Source organism: Paenibacillus sp. 23TSA30-6 (genome assembly GCF_014858585.1).
Taxonomy (GTDB): Bacteria; Bacillota; Bacilli; order Paenibacillales; family Paenibacillaceae; genus Paenibacillus.
Genome location: NZ_SLTL01000011.1, coordinates 74,152 through 91,737, shown reverse-complemented (window position 1 = coordinate 91,737; position 17,586 = coordinate 74,152). Strand labels below are relative to the sequence as shown.

Sequence of the window (17,586 nt, the reverse complement as noted above, 5' to 3'; positions counted from 1 at the left end):
TCGGGCATAAGTGGAATCGGTTGCAAATCCATGGATGAGTATATTTTTTTAATCGTACAGGAACCGGTTCCTATATATTATTTTTTCGTCAAATTGGAACCGGTTCCTGAGACGGAAGTTTTAATACAGAATGAGGTACACCTATGAAAATGACAAAAGAACAAAAGTATCGACTGATTGAGCAGGCAGAGCCCGGTGAAATAGCCAGCTTGGAGAAAAAGGTGGAGCAATGTCACTGGCGGCAGGAGTTTCATATTCAGCCACCGACAGGCTTGCTCAATGATCCCAATGGCTTTTCGTATTATCAGGGTGAATACCATTTGTTCTATCAGTGGTTCCCGTTTGGAACCGATCATGGAATGAAATACTGGTATCATTTGAAGTCCAGAGATTTGGTCACATGGGACGACGCAGGCATCGGTATCGCACCGGGAGATTATTTTGATTCACATGGTGCTTATTCAGGTAGCGCGATGGAGCATGAGGGCAAGCTGTATATGCTATATACGGGAAATACACGTGACGAGGACTGGATCAGACATCCTTATCAATGTATGGCCGTTATGGATGAGAGCGGTCTCATTACAAAATGGGAGCATCCCGTTATTCCGAACGTGCCGGAAGGATATACGGATCATTTTCGTGATCCCAAGCTGTGGAAGGACGGAGATAGCTTTTATTGTGTGATCGGTGCCCAGAGAGCGAATGCAACAGGCTGTGCCGTCCTTTATCGGTCAACCGACCTCCATACGTGGCAGTTTGCGGGGGAACTGCGGACAGGGCTGGAGACGTTTGGCTACATGTGGGAATGCCCGGATTATTTTGAACTGGACGGCTCGGGTGTATTGGTATTTTCTCCTCAGGGCCTGGAGCCTTCCGGGGATGAGTATCACAACATTTATCAGTCGGGCTATGTGATCGGCAAACCGCTGGATACCGGGACCAGAATATTGGAGCATGGGGCATTCCGCGAGCTGGACCGTGGCTTTGACTTTTATGCACCGCAGACGATGATCGACCCGCAGGGGCGGCGTATTATGGTGGCGTGGATGGGATTACCGGATATCGATTATCCGACAGATCCGAACGGATGGGCACATTGCCTGACGCTGCCGAGGGAGCTTACGCTTCATGAGGGCAAACTCATACAAAGGCCAATATCTGAGCTAACCACGCTGCGTAGAAAGCGTGAGGAGCGGGTAGCCGACACATTAACGTCGGAGAGCAAAACCTATACGGGCTTCAAGGGTACGGCTTATGAGCTGATTTGTGAGTATGATCTTTTGAGCGCCAAGGCATGCGGTATTGAATTCCGCGCAAGTGCGACCGAGAAAACGGTGATCCGATATGATGCCGTCAGCCGCAAACTTGTGATGGACCGTTCGCAATCGGGTGAGCCTGTCGCTGCTTCGTATGGTGAGATAAGACAGTGCGCCATGAATGGGGACCGTATCAAGCTTCATCTGTTCGTGGATACGTCTTCGGTGGAAATTTTCGTCAATGATGGGGAAGAGGTGTTCACCGGTCGTATTTTTCCGCACCCAGAGAGTGACGAAATACGCTTTTTTGCCGACAAGGGAGAGGCTCTCTTCCAAGCGGTAAAATGGGATTTTACATGAATATTCAACATCATCAAGTGGATCGTTAATCATCAATAACATAACGGAATGAACGAGAGGATGAACATCATGGCGGAGAACCGGGAAATAGCCAAAGAAGTGATCCAAGCAATCGGTGGGCAGGATAATATTGCGTCCTTTGCTCACTGCGCGACACGCTTGCGGATTATGGTGCATGACAAGGAGAAGATTGATCAGAAAAAGGTCGAAGAAATCGACAAGGTCAAAGGAGCTTTTTTCAACTCGGGTCAGTATCAGGTTATTTTTGGTACAGGTACGGTCAATCGGATTTTTGAAGAGGTCGAGAAGCTCGGAGTGACCGGTACATCTAAAGAAGAAGTGAAGAGTCAGGCGAAAAAGGAAGGCAACGTCTTCCAACGCTCCATTCGTACCTTTGGCGACGTATTTGTACCGATCATTCCGGTGCTGGTTGCTACGGGGCTGTTCATGGGATTGCGCGGCTTGCTTACCCAGCCGCAAATTCTGGCCCTGTTCGGCATGACGCCGCAGGATATTTCACCGAATTTCCTATTGTTTACCCAAGTATTGACAGATACAGCTTTTGCTTTTCTACCTGCGCTGGTCGCGTGGTCAGCCTTTAGAGTATTCGGCGGCAGCCCGGTGCTCGGTATCGTTCTCGGTCTGATGCTGGTGAATCCGGCCTTGCCCAACGCCTATGCTGTTGCGGACGGCTCAGCTCATCCCTTGACGATGTTCGGCTTCATCCCTGTGGTAGGCTATCAGGGCTCGGTATTGCCAGCCTTCTTCGTGGGTTTGATCGGAGCCAAGCTGGAACGGGGGCTGCGCAAACGGGTGCCCGAAGCGCTGGATTTGATTCTTACACCGTTTTTAACCCTGTTGATCATGATTATACTGGGGCTGTTTGCCATCGGTCCAGTTTTCCATTCACTTGAAGAATGGGTACTGCAAGGAACAACGTTTGTACTGGATTTGCCTTTCGGTATCGCAGGGATTGTCATCGGTTTTCTGCATCAGATTATCGTCGTTACGGGTGTGCATCATATATTTAATTTTCTGGAAATTCAACTACTCGAAAAGAATGGCGTAAACGCCTTCAACGCCATCATTACTTGCGCTATGGCTGCCCAAGGTGCGGCTTGTCTGGCGGTTGGACTGAAAACGAAGAACGGCAAGCTGAAAGCGTTAGCGCTTCCTTCCTCGTTGTCTGCTTTTCTGGGGATTACGGAGCCGGCTATTTTCGGGGTCAACCTGAGATATATGAAGCCTTTTGTCATGGGCCTGATCGGCGGAGCGGTCGGTGGCTTTATCGCTTCGGTCTTCCATTTGGCGGCTACAGGTATGGCCATTACGGTCATTCCGGGTACATTGCTCTACATGAATCATCAGCTTCCGCTTTATATTTTGGCGAACGTGGCTGCTATGGCTGTAGCTTTTGTCCTGACCTGGATGTTTGGTTATAACGATAAAATGCTGGAGGAAGTCAAAACAGCAGGTTCCTCCAATTAACATCACCCAGGTGGCACGAATAAGTACGCATACGTGTATTAATGAACTGTAACGGTCGCCCTACTTTGGAGCGCTCTTGGCCCTTGTTGTAAAAGGGCTGCTAGAGACGGCATCCAGATGGGACGGCCGTTTTTCCATTAAGCATGGATGGTTATTCCCATTAGGCCTTTTATTGCAATGCAGTAGTGCTGCATCATCCGATTGTGGATGTATAGATTTCACCCAATTTTATTCTTCATCTCCTGTTTGATAATTTTATAAGTTAAATAGATGAAACACCTGTTGGGGGCAGGAATTCGCTTTTAGCACTATGTCTGGCGAACAACTGATAGTTTGGAGTGAGTATTGCTTATATGTGGAATTGAGTGTCGATTGTATCGCCAGAAACTAAAATATTCAAAAAAATGTAACAATTATGTATAAATTTTTTTAAAAAATATATGTTCAATAGGTTTTTATTGTGTTAATATACAAACGTTGTTAAAATTTAGCATTGGGAGGCAATTATTTGTGAAAAAATTTCTTGTAACTATGCTAGTTGTTATGTTGGTAGCAATCGGGCTGAATCCTGCAAGCTCTTATGCAGATTCATCATCATCGGCTAAAGACTCTTCTAACCAGTCCCTATTCCCACCCTACTCTTCAATTGTTAATTCGGATACGCTCTTGAGCGGTTTGACGCTTGAAGAGTATAATGAAGCTATAGCCAATGCAGTGCCACTGGAGTCGGTAATTGTAAAAAGCGATAAAACTCAATCCATTGAAAAAATTTCCCCTATGGCTGTGCCATCTTGGTCATTTAGCCACCTAAGTCGTAACGATGGATTTTGGTCAGATAAGTTTTCAATTGGTTATGCAGGGTATGTGCCTGTAAGTGTGGTGCAGTGGGGAGATGATAGTTCTTGGTCTCAACCCAATGTAGGTTATACACTTGTGAGTAGAGATTATTTGGGCAAGGTTCGCATGGTTTCCGGAAGATATACAGGCACGAATACAAAATTTGAAATCAAGGTACCAGAAGCCGGACAATACCAAATGTTAGTAAATAATTTAAATGACTATACCATTTCCGGGAATGGATTCATGGGTTATTAAATCTTTTTAAATGGATTACTTTTGGAAGGGAGGAAGTGAGTGTGAATAAGCGACTCAGAACAGTTGTTATTATTTTAAGTCTAATTGTCGTTGTCGGAGGGGCGGTGGCCGTTATCAAAAGTCAGACCTTTGCGAACAGCAGTAAGCTTCAAACCCAAACTACCAATGATCCTGACTGGCTCACACCTGAGAAAAAGAAGGAGATAAACGAGAAAGTGTTATCTTCACAAGCAGAAATTATACACTCAAAATATGGAGATTTTTTCCCTGTTGAAGTTCCGAATAAGTATCCAAGCGATCAAGTCGCAAATTGGGACAATCAAGAGCAGATAGCAGCACAGACAAAGCAAATTATCTATAATAATTTCTTTTACGAAAAAAAAGAGAAAAAAAACTAATTTTTTCCGGAACGCTTGTAAAAATGAGCGTTCTTTTTTGTGCGCCATGCATGGCGCGTAACTAAGCGGTAAAAGTCCGCTATGGGGGCTGACAGTTGCCAACCATTAGCCAAGAGCAAGGGTGTCCGCCGTGAGGCGGAATCTGAAGGAAGCTGGCGGCAAAATTCCGACCTGAGGAACACGAACCGCATCAGGCATCCAAAGTGGGATGAGCCTGCAAAACAAGGCAAAATCCAATAAACTGTCCAGACACGAGGACTGTTGCGGACGGCTCAGCTCATCCCTTGACGATGTTCGGCTTCATCCCTGTGGTGGGTTATCAGGGCTCGGTATTGCCAGCCTTCTTCGTGGGTTTGATCGGAGCCAAGCTGGAGCGGGCGCTGCGCAAACGGGTACCCGAAGCGCTGGATTTGATTCTTACACCGTTTTTAACCCTGTTGATCATGATTATACTGGGGCTGTTTGCCATCGGTCCAGTTTTCCATTCACTTGAAGAATGGGTACTGCAAGGAACAACGTTTGTACTGGATTTGCCTTTCGGTATCGCAGGGATTGTCATCGGTTTTCTGCATCAGATTATCGTCGTTACGGGTGTGCATCATATATTTAATTTTCTGGAAATTCAACTACTCGAAAAGAATGGCGTAAACGCCTTCAACGCCATCATTACTTGCGCTATGGCTGCCCAAGGTGCGGCTTGTCTGGCGGTTGGACTGAAAACGAAGAACGGCAAGCTGAAAGCGTTAGCGCTTCCTTCCTCGTTGTCTGCTTTTCTGGGGATTACGGAGCCGGCTATTTTCGGGGTCAACCTGAGATATATGAAGCCTTTTGTCATGGGCCTGATCGGCGGAGCGGTCGGTGGCTTTATCGCTTCGGTCTTCCATTTGGCGGCTACAGGTATGGCCATTACGGTCATTCCGGGTACATTGCTCTACATGAATCATCAGCTTCCGCTTTACATTTTGGCGAACGTGGCTGCTATGGCAGTAGCTTTTGTCCTGACATGGATGTTTGGCTATAACGACAAAATGCTGGAGGAAGTCAAAACAGCAGGTTCCTCCAATTAACACCGCCCAGGTGGCAAGTGGAATGTGGATAGAGTCCATAAATTCAAAGGAAGTTATTTAGTGAATTTTGATGATTTATCACGTATTTCACGCGATCGCTCTAGGTGTTCTTGATAACAGATAATGTAAAATTGAACAAAAAAATTATTCATGTTAATAGCTAAATCAAAAAAATCCTCACTGACCATTAGGTTAGTGAGGATTTTGATTTTATGTTTTTTTTCGGAATTATGCTTTTTCTCAGCAATAAGTAAACCTAGCAGTCTATATCCTCTGTACAATGTTCCAATTAATAGTACTCCACCAGCAATAGAAAGTAGGATAATTAACATATTAAGTATAAACGGGATTAAATCAAAAGCCAAAAAAACACCTCACCTAAAAAATGAATTTGGATTGGAATCGCAAAGTAAAAAGTCCCTATCAGCACAAGGGATTAACACCGCTCAAACTGACAAAGCCACTGAATTAAATGCGGAAACTTAGCAAGTGATGAATCTTGGAGTAAACGTATATCTTAAACAGGAATCTTATAAAGTGGTAATATGATGGAATAGGCTAGGTTGCTAAGTGTGGTTCAATTTAGTTCAACAGTAGAAACAATCCCCGGCGACCAGTTAAGGTTAGCAGGGAGTTCATTTTTCCTATCCGTTTAAGAACCTCCAACCTGTACTTGAGGGCGTATATCATGCGAGTGAACAGGTACAGTAACAATAAACAAAAAGCTAGCTGCGATGATCAGCAGTACCATTTTTTTTAACATTGTTCATCCACACCTTTTCAATAAGATTTAAAAATGCTGCTTTAGTTACTGGAACCGCATAATCTTGAAAGTGTAAAAATAGACCCATACAATTTATAAAATAAGTCTCATTATTTAGTGTATGATAACTTACCATTGAATACATCAAATGTTTAAAACCATCAATGTAAGAACCTCGATGTAAATAATAATTAGCTAACTCGTAACCAAACCACGCGATATAGTCCGGTATCACCTGTTGGGTATACATATCATCGGATGGAGGTTGTTCAGAAAACGAATTAATCTCCGTTTCAAACCGTTGAAGTATATCATCCACTTCCAATTCAAATCGGTTTGCTGCAATTATAACATTCAACAATTTGGAGATTTCCTCTTGTTCATTAGAGCTTGATGTTGCTGCAATATATTCAACATAATCTTGAAGCACACTTATATCTCCTGATAGGAGTTTATTAACGTAAGTATTACATACCGCCCAATCTTTATACAGTTTGATCCAATGTAGAGTATCCTCGTCCGTCTCCTTGACCCAATCTAAATTAGCGTAGGCGTATGTATATTGTAAAGCTTGTTGATATTCGCCTTGGGCTTCGCAGACACTTGCACATAGTAAATTGGCATAGGTGATGTACACAAACATGGGACGACTTAACTTCTTAGTAGATTCATTACGCTCTCGGCTCTTCTGTTGGTGTTTCAAAGTATATTGGATTTCCGCTTTATCTCTCATTTTTCTCGCCATTTCATCGACCTTGTCCCATTTACGCAAAGACCTGTACACGTTAGCTAAATCCTTCAATGCGTCAAGCTGATCTATTTCATCTAGGCGCTCAACAAAAGCTTCAAATACCGCTGCTGCTCTGAGATTTTTGCTTTGATCGTCTCCAATCTGAATCGTGAATATACGGTATTGACAGATTGCCAAGCGTTCGGAGTGCTGGTACTTCTCCGCCTCTGCTACATTCTCATAGAGCAGCAACGCAGCAGCATGTCGTCCTTGTGCTAATAGCGCTTCTGCAATGTCAAATAGTTTAGGTGAATAGAGTAGATTGTCCATGATTTGTCTAACGATTCGACTGATCGCATCCAGCTTGTCCAGTTCTGCACAACGATATAGCAACCGCTCAATTCGACGCATATTGGGGGAGCGTTCGATGATGTAGTTTTCTACATATAAGTCGTAGAAGTAGCCTTCCGGTAAACCCATAGCCTCAGTGATTCGGTCAAGCTGGTTAACAGATATAGGACTATTACCAGTTACAATGCCACTTACTATCCCCCTATTAATGCCTGCAATATGCCCAAACTCGGTCATGCTTAAATCTTGTTGTTTTAGATATTTTTCCAATTCAGCTCTTATCGTAGGTGTGATTTCCATACATAAACCACCCTTCACATAAAAATTCCATAATTTTATATTCTTTCATTCTATTGTTCTCCAAAATTAACCATCTGTCAATATTATATGCAACTAATGCATAAAGGTAAAGTTTGGAATATTAATGCATATGGAAATGGAAAGGACGAGCGATGGAAGCGGAGAGTAAGGGGGTGAAAAACGCACTCCATACAGAGTGCGACTTGTGATCGAAGCGCTGGGGCATCGGTAATTGATCTCAATCCACGCACTCACATGGAGTGCGACCCGATCCAGCTAACAAGTACGCTCACAAGAGTAAGCCATTTCAATCCACGCACTCATATAGAGTGCGACCGAAAATATTGTATTTGTATCGGTGGATGGATACATTATTTCAATCCACGCACTCATATAGAGTGCGACAGCACAGGCAGCCGCTACGGCGGGCAATTGGCAAATTTCAATCCACGCACTCATATAGAGTGCGACCAGGGACCATTTAGCCAAGATCGACGTTGTATCAGATTTCAATCCACGCACTCATATAGAGTGCGACTAACTTGGGTTATGCGTAAGCTGGTGGCATTAGAATTTCAATCCACGCACTCATATAGAGTGCGACGTACTGTTCACCCTGCCAGCGCCGAATGCGCAATAATTTCAATCCACGCACTCATATAGAGTGCGACTACGTTCATCGGGGAAGGTAGTTTTGAGCCTACCGATTTCAATCCACGCACTCATATAGAGTGCGACCAGTACAGACATCATCCTAGACCCCAAGTATTCCATATTTCAATCCACGCACTCATATAGAGTGCGACTTCGTCAGTAACCACCTCCGTCAAGTTGGGTAAATTTCAATCCACGCACTCATATAGAGTGCGACTGCTGGCATCCCTCACAATGGCTCAGGCTGCGCTAATTTCAATCCACGCACTCATATAGAGTGCGACCCAAGCTTATAACCGTGTGGGAGAGCTGCACCGTGATTTCAATCCACGCACTCATATAGAGTGCGACGTCAAAAAACGCTTTGTGCTTATCCCGCCTTTGCTGATTTCAATCCACGCACTCATATAGAGTGCGACATGGTCCTCGAAAAAATTAACGGTTATGTGGACGAAATTTCAATCCACGCACTCATATAGAGTGCGACGTATTCACGGTCGATTCCGCCGAGGGATTCGTCGGATTTCAATCCACGCACTCATATAGAGTGCGACTTACGTAAAGGAGGTGAGTAATACGGCACATCAAACGATTTCAATCCACGCACTCATATAGAGTGCGACTACTGTCGCAGCTTCGGATGTGTCAAGCCTTGCGATTTCAATCCACGCACTCATATAGAGTGCGACCTAAAAGCGTCTTTTCGTTGGCTGCGTAAGAGCCTGAATTTCAATCCACGCACTCATATAGAGTGCGACCGCATAGCCCACGCCATACCCTGCGTCATATCCACGTATTTCAATCCACGCACTCATATAGAGTGCGACAGCGAAAATGTAGTGATTTATACCCTAATGGTATCAATATCATACATTTTCGCAATAAACGATGCCGAAAAGGCTTGAATCAAGCATTGACATTCACCCATTACAACCCATCCAAGCCTTTTTCGACAAATTTCGAGGTGCGAAGGAACCGGGGTTTTTATGTGAGCTTCACATTCGCACTTTATAAAATGAGATATTTGTTGTCTATCCAGTTGAATCCAACATACATTTAAATACGGAGTTTCGCAACTTTTTCCAGTCTTTTTCCGCCTTCTCTTTCCACTGTACAAGACACGCTAGACAATTGAAGACCGTTCATCCAGAAATTCGGATGGAGAGCAGCCTGTCAGTCGTTTGAATATCCGATGAAAATAGGAAACATCACTATACCCCACATACTCTGAAATTTCACGAATCGTCAGTCGGGATTCGGTCAGCATGTAGATGGCGGTTTTAATACGTTGCGTATGTACATGCTCGCTGATCGTTTGGCGTGTTACCTCGCGCAGCAGTGTGGCTGCGTAGTTGGGTGTTTTACGAATGGCGTCTCCCAGCTCCTCCTTCGTCACCTTTTCCCGATAATGATTTTGAATATACTGCTTCATATGCTCTACATGCTTCTCTTTATCGCAAGAAACGGCACCCTTGTCCCATTCCTGATTGATATAAATCATCGCCTCGGTCAGCAAGCAGTCAGCCATCATTGCATAGTAGCTCGGACGCTCCGTCCATTGGTAGTACACCGACTTGATCCGTTCATGCAGCATATCGTAGCATCCCAGCTTGATCAGCAACGGCTGATCTGTATTCAGTAGGGGAAGTGCGTGGTTCGTACATGTTTTGTGGCAATGTATCACATACTTGGTATGAAAAAGTGTAGGAATGCTCTTGCCGTAGTAAGGCAAATGTCCGGGCAGAATCAGCGCTTCTCCCTTGCCGAGAATAAACTTGCAACCGTTCACCCAATATACACATTTTCCAAAGGTAACCAAAATGAACAGTAAGACATCGTCGCTGTTATTCGGGCCAGCCTTTTCGTACCAGTCTATACCATGGTCCTGTCGCATGTCCTTCATTGTAATCACGAGGCCCACTCTCCGATGTCTTAAAAATGTATTGTACTGTAGTACCTTCATCATACTATAGTTCATAGTCTTGGTGCACGGGTGCAAGTAAAATAGAACCATAGAAGTTTAATAGATAGAGAACTGAGGATTTTGCAAAAATTCTGAAGTGAAAGTGGAATAGAAACCAAACAGTAAAGACATTCAGGAGGATGACATTACTATGCTTAAAACGAAAATTATCTGTACTATGGGACCTGCCTGCGACTCCATTCATTTGCTAAAAGAAATGATCCAGGCTGGTATGACAGTAGCTCGCTTGAACATGGCTCACGGGGAGCTGGAAGATCACGTTAAACGTATTGAAAATGTGCGACAGGCTGCGAAGGAACTGAACACCTTTATTCCCGTCATGATGGATATCAAGGGACCGGAAATACGGATTGGCAAGCTGAAAGAAGCATCCTGTCTGCTGAAGCCAGGTAGCCAGCTTATTTTGACCACGGAAGAAATTTTGGGGGACGAGCATCGTATTTCGGTCAACTACCCGGATATGCCAAAGGATATCAAAGCTGGCGACCGTATTCTCATTGATGATGGCTTGGTCGATCTGACTGTAGCCTCTATTGAGGGAACCGAAATGATTTGTACCATTGTAAGCGGCGGTATTTTGAAACCGAGAAAAGGTGTGAACCTGCCAGGGATTCATACGACCCTTCCGGGCGTAACAGAGCGCGATGTGAAGCACATCCAATTCGGAGTGGAGCAGCGTATCGAGCTTATTGCGGCTTCTTTTGTGCGTAAAGGCGATGATATTCGTGAGATCCGTGAGATTTTGAAGGGCCACAACGCCGAGCATGTACAAATTTATTCTAAAATTGAAAATGCCGAAGGTATGGAAAACCTCGATGATATTATCAAGGCTTCGGACGGTATTATGGTAGCCCGTGGTGATCTGGGCGTCGAAGTGCCGATTCAAGACGTACCTGTGATGCAAAAGGAAATGATCGACAAGTGCAACCTGGTTGGCAAGCCGGTGATCGTGGCTACACACATGCTGGAATCCATGCAGGTAAACCCGCGTCCGACGAGAGCCGAAGTTAGTGACGTGTTTAACGCTGTTATGCAAGGAGCCGATGTGGTTATGCTGTCGGGCGAATCCGCTGCGGGTAAATACCCTGTCGAGTCCGTGCGGACGATGGCTGCCGTAGCTGCCAGAGCTGAATCTCAATTTGATTATCAAGAGCAGTTCGATAAGCGCAGAGCACGCCAAAGCACGAACATTACCGAGGTCATCAGTCAAGGTGCGGTTAGTTCATCCCTGGAGCTGGATGCCAAAGCGATTATTACTTCTACGGCCAGCGGCTTCACGGCCCGTATGGTGTCCAAATATCGTCCGAAGGCTCCAATTATTGCAGTTACTCCGAACAATACGGTGTTCGCTAAAATTTGTCTGTTATCCGGGGTATTCCCGGTCAAAGGCGATAAGGTAGTGACGACGGATGAAATGTTCGAATCCTCCATCCGCAACGCCCTGAATGCAGGGTATATTCAAAAAGGAGACACCGTTGTCGTGTCGGCAGGCGTTCCTGTCGCCGAGGCCGGTGCCACCAACCTGATTCGAGTACATCAAGTGTAAGCGTAGATACAGACAGCAGAAAGGCGCTGATCCCCAACGGGCTCAGCGCCTTTTTAACATGTATTCAGGATAAGTATCTGAATACATGTTAAGGTATTTCGATAAAATGAGTGATAATTTTCCAAAATCAGAGTATAATTTATTCGGGCATTTATTTGCGAAGGTTTATTAGTTTCGTGAATCCTACAGGAATATGAAGATTTCCCCATGAAATTTAATTTTTATCTAACAGCCATTTTTTTAAAGGATATAGAGTTTGTATAATCACATGATTAAATTAGTAGATTATGGTTAATTTAGAATAATAAATTCAATATATAAGCTGGACTTAAAAGTTACCTCTAGTGCGACTACGTAGACGGATGGTGCTTCCCATTGCCCCCGCCCCAGATTTCCGGAATAAAGCCTGTGATCAGGGTAGAAATCCGAGGACAAAAGGGATCGCTTCGCTTGTACAGCATCATTCCGCCTACTCTGTTTTTATGTACACTTTTCGAGTTTAGCTTATATAGACATGCTTTTTTAAAAGAGAGGGATTTATCATGGAACAAGGTCATATAACTATAGATTCATTATACAATGATGTTAAGTCAGGTAATATACGTATCCCATCTTTCCAAAGAGGGTTTGTTTGGAATCCAGATCAAGTTGCATTTCTATATGACAGTATTTATAAAGGCTTTCCAATTGGTAATTTACTTTTATGGGAGACTACAAGACAATTAAAGTCTGAAAAAAATATAGGAAGTATGGCTTTGCCTGATATTGATGGCAAAATAACAGTCCAATATGTTTTAGATGGTCAGCAAAGACTCACATCTTTATGCGCATTATTTAATAGAGAAATACTTGCCAAAGACAATGCTGATTGGATTGATATATATTTTGATCTTGAAGGCACTGAAAACGGGCAGACTAGCCTTTTTAGTCCTTTAAAATTAGAAGAAGTTATTACTAACCGTCATTTCCCTGTTTATAAGATTATGGATTCAGTCGAATATAGAAAGGCAACAAGGGATTTGGACGAAGACAAGGCAGTTAAACTTGATATTGTCATGCGTAATCTTTCAACAACTGTTATCCCTATTGAAAAAATGAAGACAGACAATATGAATCATGTTGCAATCGTTTTTGAGAGGGTAAATACAGCAGGAACTGAGTTAGACCATTACCAGTTGCTTTCTGCTTGGAGTTGGAGCGAGGATTTTGTATTGCAGGATCGCTTTTCACAACTTGCTGATGAACTTGAGTCGTTTGGAATAGATAGTTCAAACTCTCAACATATTGACTTGCTTCTCAAGTGCTGTACAAGCGTAATTAAAAAAGAGGCTTCAACCAATGCTATTATTAACTTAGACGGAATTGAAGTGCGTAATCGTTTTAATGCAATTGAGAATGGGATTAAATCAGCAATTGAATTTTTGAAAAAGGAACTTCATATTTATCACATTAAATATGTTCCTTATCCAGCAATGTTAATTCCATTAACAAAGTTCTTTGAGAGTGAAAGAGAGATGGGGGATTCTTATAATGATAAGCAGAGAAGTAAACTAGTTAAATGGTTTTGGAAGACTTGCTTCTCTAAGAGATATTCAAGCGCTATAGACACAAAATATCCAAGAGACATTAGAGATATGGAAAGACTTAAGAACGATCCAGATGCTTCTGTATTTGTGTTTGAGTCTAATATTTCTAAAGATTTCTTTATATCTAATCAGTTTAATCCTCAAACTATAGCAACCAAAACTTTTATAACAATGCTTGCTAATTCTAATCCCCGTTCATTTATATCAGGAACGACAGTAGATTTAGATAAGACGTTGAGAAAATCATACAAGACTGAATTCCACCATATATTTCCTCATAAGTTTTTAGAGAAGAAAGGAATTCAAAAGAAAGATATTTTTGCTTTAGCAAATTTTTGTTTTCTAAGTAAAGCTGATAATTTAAAAATTAGCGATAAAGCTCCCTTTGATTATCAAAGTTTGATTAACGATAAAGAGAGCGTACTAAAGTCAGCGCTTTGTCCGCTTAATTCTTTTGAGCTCCCTTTCAATAAGTTTGTTAGTGAAAGAAGTAAATTGTTATTAAAAAGGGCAGGGGAATTAATATCATAAAATAGAAGGGACTGTTCCATAATTAACTTTATGACTTATGGAACAGTCCCTTCTTTAATGGAGAAATATGAATGAGTGGTAATTTTCTGCTATAAGCTGAACTCGAAAGTTGTGCATAAAAACGGAGTAGGCGGAATGGTGCTGTACAAGCGAAGCGGTCGCTTTTGTCCCCGAATTTCTACGCTGATCACAGGCTTTATTCCAGAAATCCGGGGGCGGTGGCGATGGAAAGCACCATCCGTCTGTGCAGTGGCACTAGAGGTAGCTTTTAAGTTCGCCTGTCGTAGGCAATTTTACAGTCCAAACACACTCTTGGCAACGACCTGCGTCAATTCTGCCTTATGGGCTTGGTACTGTTCAGGCGTAATACTCTTGTTGGCCAGCCGCTGATCTAACTGCTCTGTCAACTGAGCCACCTGCAAATCAACGACAGCTTGAGCGTCCCGTTCATTATATTGTGCAATATCTGCCAAGGTTTGACCGTTATACAACGCATCATACAATTGCTCATCCGAGGATACACCCAGTGTTTCCAGCAACTCATCATCCTTGGAAGCCTCACTATCCTGTAGCTGAAGGGCTCTCTCTGGAGCTAGTGCAGAAGCATTGGCCCGACTTCCCCATGTAGAGGACTGCCCAATAGACAACGCTAGCAACAAGGTGCAGATAACCATGATTCGTTTTCGATTCATAAGAGTAAAGTCTCCTTTTGATTTCTTTAAAATTCTGACAGGGTGGAACGGTATATGGATATCCAACGGGAGTAATATTCTTGCCTTTAGCACATCCGGTTTTTATGTAGTTACCAGATTCTTAAATACATCATACACGCCCAATCTTAGCGCCAGCTTAATACTCGTTTAAAATAAACTAAAAGTGCACATTGTAAACAGGTTACAGCAAAAAAATTTCACTGAGGCTCATAATGGCTCACAGGATGAATAAGACCTATCCTTCGGACCCTGTTTTTTTCTTTGACCAGAGTTTTCGTATCCCGTGAATACAGAGCAGCAGTAGAGGCAAAAAAAGGCCCATGGATAAGACAAAGGATGTCCATATTTTTGCATCCCAGGATTGCTGGTACGGGACATTCGGATAAATGATTACGGACATAACGATCAAGATCATCCCGATAGGGAAGATCAGCGGACGATCATCTTTCAGATTAAAGATTTGGCTTATCGCTATCATAATCGATTGCATATACAGAGCCAGCCTGAAAAAGAGCGAAATAAACCACATGGCGGCCATGATCGCTTCAATACGTTGAAGAAAATTCCCAATGTTTATTTTTTTGGCTAATGAATAGCTTGGATATATATTTCTTGCTGTTAAATCAGGGCCAAAAACTAAAACGGTCAATACAATGAGTACAACCAGAACCAACCCGCCAATCAGGCCTCCTGTTAAAAAGGCTTTACGGGCTTGAACGGGGCGATCTACAAACGGAAAAATCATGAGCAAAACAATATGGCTCAGAAATGCAATACTGATAAAGGATAAAGCGGCAGGCCAAATGGGTCCAACTCCCTTCTCCAGCATCGGTTGAGCGTTCTCCAGTTTGATATTGGATACTACTAAAACGACAAAAGCCGTGTACAGCAGAAGGAACAACGGAAACAATAGCTCAGCAGAACGGGCCAACGTTTCAAGTCCAAGGCGCACGCCCATCAATACAATAAGCGCGAAAAGGATGTTGACCGCTTGAATCGGCGTATCCGGCATCATTTGAGTAGTCAAAAAATTCCCCAAATCATACAACACCGCAGCAGGGCCACTGATAAAAAACGTAATCATAAACAGCAGAGCAATAGATTTCCCCAACCATTTGCCCAAAAGGGTCTCCATGATTTCAATCAGGGTCATCTGTGGATACAGGATGGTAATCGTGTTGTACAGCCATATCAACAGCAGCCCGGCGCCCACTCCGACGAGTGCTGCGATCCATGCATCCTGTTTAGCAGTGGCGGCCATAACGGAAGGGATGACGAGGATTGCAGTGCCGACTGTAAATAATATCGTTAAGATCAATAATTGCCGTGTGGAGATTTTGACTTGCTTATGCACCATCCTCACCTCTATTTTCACGTTTATCATCCGGCTTGTTATTCTTCTTTGTCACCAACCTTTTCAGGGCATGTATACTGAGCAGCAGTAAGGGAAAAAACAACCCCAACGATAATATATAGGGAATCCACGTCTTGGTATCATAGGCTTGTTGATAAGGCACATTGGGATATACGATGGTTGACAAGGCGACTAAAAGAATGCCGAGAGGAAGCACTAACTGGCGGTCGTTTTTCAAGCGAAAGATTTGCGCTATGGCTGTCACGGTAGAGTGCATATACAGCGTGATCCTGAAGAAGAGCGAAATAAACCACATGGTAGCCATGATCGCTTCGATACGCTGTAGAAAATTGCCGATGCTAATTTTTTTGGCTAACGCATAGCTTGGATATATATTTCTTGCGGTTAGATCAGGACCTAGTACCAAAATAGCCAATGAAACGACCACGACCAACATTAATCCGCCAATCAGGCTTCCTGTGAAAATAGCTTTACGGGCTTGGTCGAAACGATTGACAGAAGCCGGGAAGATCATGAGCAGAATGATGTGAGGCAGAAACGCTGTACTGACAAAGGACAGGGCAGCAGACCAAATAGGCCCGACTCCAGCCTCCAGTACAGGTTGAACATTTTCCAATTTAATATTGGACACTATCAAACCCGTAAAAGAAATATAAAGCAGAATAAATAACGGAAACATCAGTTCGGCAGAACGAGCTATCACTTCCAGTCCCAGCCGGACAGCCAACAATATAATAAGCGCAAAAAGAATGTTTACTGCTGGCATCGGTGTTTCCGGTATCATTTGAGTGGTCATAAAATTCCCCAGGTAAAACAAAACGGGAACAGGAGCATTGATGAAAAATGTGGCGAAAAACAGAAGACCGACAGCTTTGCCTAGCCACTTTCCGAGCAGGGCTTCCATAATTCCAATCAGGGTCTTCTGCGGATACAGCGACGCAAGCTTGATGTACAAATACAAGACGAGAAGCCCGGCCACGACCCCGACAAGCGCGGCCATCCACGCATCCTGCTTGGCTACCTCCGCCATGCCTGACGGGATGATGAGGATTGCGCTCCCGACCGTATATAAAGTTGTCAGGATCATAAGCTGACGTGCTGAGATTCTGATCTGCCCGGGCACCAATTTCACCTCGTCTTATTTTATTAGACCGATATGGGTCAGGAAATCGCTGAATGGCCTATACACGGCTGCGATCCAATCCAGAGGAGTGGGAATAAACCCACTTAATGCCCTGGCACTGCTGATTCCGACCCCAAGAAATAGCAGGATGTAAAACAGCCAAAGTTCTTTTTTTAAACCCTTTTTCCGCATGTACGGGACCTCAAACATGCTGATTGCAACAGCGACCAGCAATATACCCAGAACGTTCACTATTTTAGGCA

12 protein-coding genes, 1 pseudogene and 1 CRISPR repeat array are annotated in these 17,586 nt (G+C 43.6%); of the genes and pseudogenes, 7 read left to right on the top strand and 6 right to left on the bottom strand.

What is annotated here, in order from left to right; genetic code table 11:
• Positions 1–143 precede the first annotated feature (143 nt).
• From E0698_RS12475 to E0698_RS12455, 5 genes and pseudogenes are all read left to right on the top strand, one after another.
• A complete protein-coding gene (locus tag E0698_RS12475) occupies positions 144–1,619 on the top strand; it encodes a glycoside hydrolase family 32 protein (protein WP_192511765.1) in 1,476 nt (491 codons plus the stop codon).
• Between the two features lie 69 nt (positions 1,620–1,688).
• The gene (locus E0698_RS12470; RefSeq protein ID WP_192511764.1) at positions 1,689–3,107 is read left to right on the top strand and encodes a sucrose-specific PTS transporter subunit IIBC; all 1,419 of its coding nucleotides are present in this window, start codon (positions 1,689–1,691) and stop codon (positions 3,105–3,107) included.
• 510 nt (positions 3,108–3,617) lie between these two features.
• Positions 3,618–4,202, top strand: a complete 585-nt coding sequence (locus E0698_RS12465) for a hypothetical protein (RefSeq protein ID WP_192511763.1) — start codon at positions 3,618–3,620, stop codon at positions 4,200–4,202.
• 41 nt (positions 4,203–4,243) lie between these two features.
• A complete protein-coding gene (locus E0698_RS12460) occupies positions 4,244–4,600 on the top strand; it encodes a hypothetical protein (RefSeq protein ID WP_192511762.1) in 357 nt (118 codons plus the stop codon).
• Between the two features lie 245 nt (positions 4,601–4,845).
• Positions 4,846–5,667: pseudogene (locus tag E0698_RS12455) on the top strand (PTS transporter subunit EIIC); the annotation flags it as partial.
• Positions 5,668–5,720: 53 nt separating this feature from the next.
• Here the strand turns inward: E0698_RS12455 and E0698_RS12450 are convergent.
• The 3 genes from E0698_RS12450 to E0698_RS12440 form a co-directional block, all read right to left on the bottom strand.
• A complete protein-coding gene (locus tag E0698_RS12450; protein ID WP_192511819.1) occupies positions 5,721–6,032 on the bottom strand; it encodes a hypothetical protein in 312 nt (103 codons plus the stop codon).
• Positions 6,033–6,392: 360 nt separating this feature from the next.
• On the bottom strand, positions 6,393–7,811 hold the full coding sequence (locus E0698_RS12445; RefSeq protein ID WP_192511761.1) for a tetratricopeptide repeat protein: 1,419 nt from the start codon (positions 7,809–7,811) through the stop codon (positions 6,393–6,395).
• 235 nt (positions 7,812–8,046) lie between these two features.
• Positions 8,047–9,292: direct repeats of the CRISPR family, unit length 32 nt; unit sequence ATTTCAATCCACGCACTCATATAGAGTGCGAC.
• A gap of 296 nt (positions 9,293–9,588) precedes the next feature.
• On the bottom strand, positions 9,589–10,377 hold the full coding sequence (locus tag E0698_RS12440) for a helix-turn-helix domain-containing protein (RefSeq protein WP_192511760.1): 789 nt from the start codon (positions 10,375–10,377) through the stop codon (positions 9,589–9,591).
• Between the two features lie 202 nt (positions 10,378–10,579).
• Between E0698_RS12440 and pyk the strand changes: the two genes are divergently transcribed.
• Both pyk and E0698_RS12430 read left to right on the top strand, forming a co-directional pair.
• Positions 10,580–11,995, top strand: coding sequence for a pyruvate kinase (gene pyk / locus E0698_RS12435; protein WP_044646452.1), 1,416 nt, complete (start codon positions 10,580–10,582; stop codon positions 11,993–11,995).
• Positions 11,996–12,537: 542 nt separating this feature from the next.
• Complete coding sequence (locus E0698_RS12430) at positions 12,538–14,112, top strand: GmrSD restriction endonuclease domain-containing protein (RefSeq protein ID WP_192511759.1); 1,575 nt, start codon at positions 12,538–12,540, stop codon at positions 14,110–14,112.
• A gap of 293 nt (positions 14,113–14,405) precedes the next feature.
• Here E0698_RS12430 and E0698_RS12425 read toward each other — a convergent pair whose 3' ends face one another.
• From E0698_RS12425 to E0698_RS12415, 3 genes are all read right to left on the bottom strand, one after another.
• Positions 14,406–14,804 (bottom strand): hypothetical protein, encoded by a 399-nt coding sequence (locus E0698_RS12425; protein ID WP_134911545.1) that lies wholly within the window; start codon positions 14,802–14,804, stop codon positions 14,406–14,408.
• A 256-nt stretch (positions 14,805–15,060) separates the two neighbouring features.
• Positions 15,061–16,182, bottom strand: a complete 1,122-nt coding sequence (locus E0698_RS12420) for a GerAB/ArcD/ProY family transporter (protein ID WP_202894879.1) — start codon at positions 16,180–16,182, stop codon at positions 15,061–15,063.
• The gene (locus E0698_RS12415) at positions 16,172–17,323 is read right to left on the bottom strand and encodes an endospore germination permease (RefSeq protein WP_192511758.1); all 1,152 of its coding nucleotides are present in this window, start codon (positions 17,321–17,323) and stop codon (positions 16,172–16,174) included. Before E0698_RS12415 ends, E0698_RS12420 begins: the two co-directional genes overlap by 11 nt.
• Between the last annotated feature and the right edge of the window lie 263 nt (positions 17,324–17,586).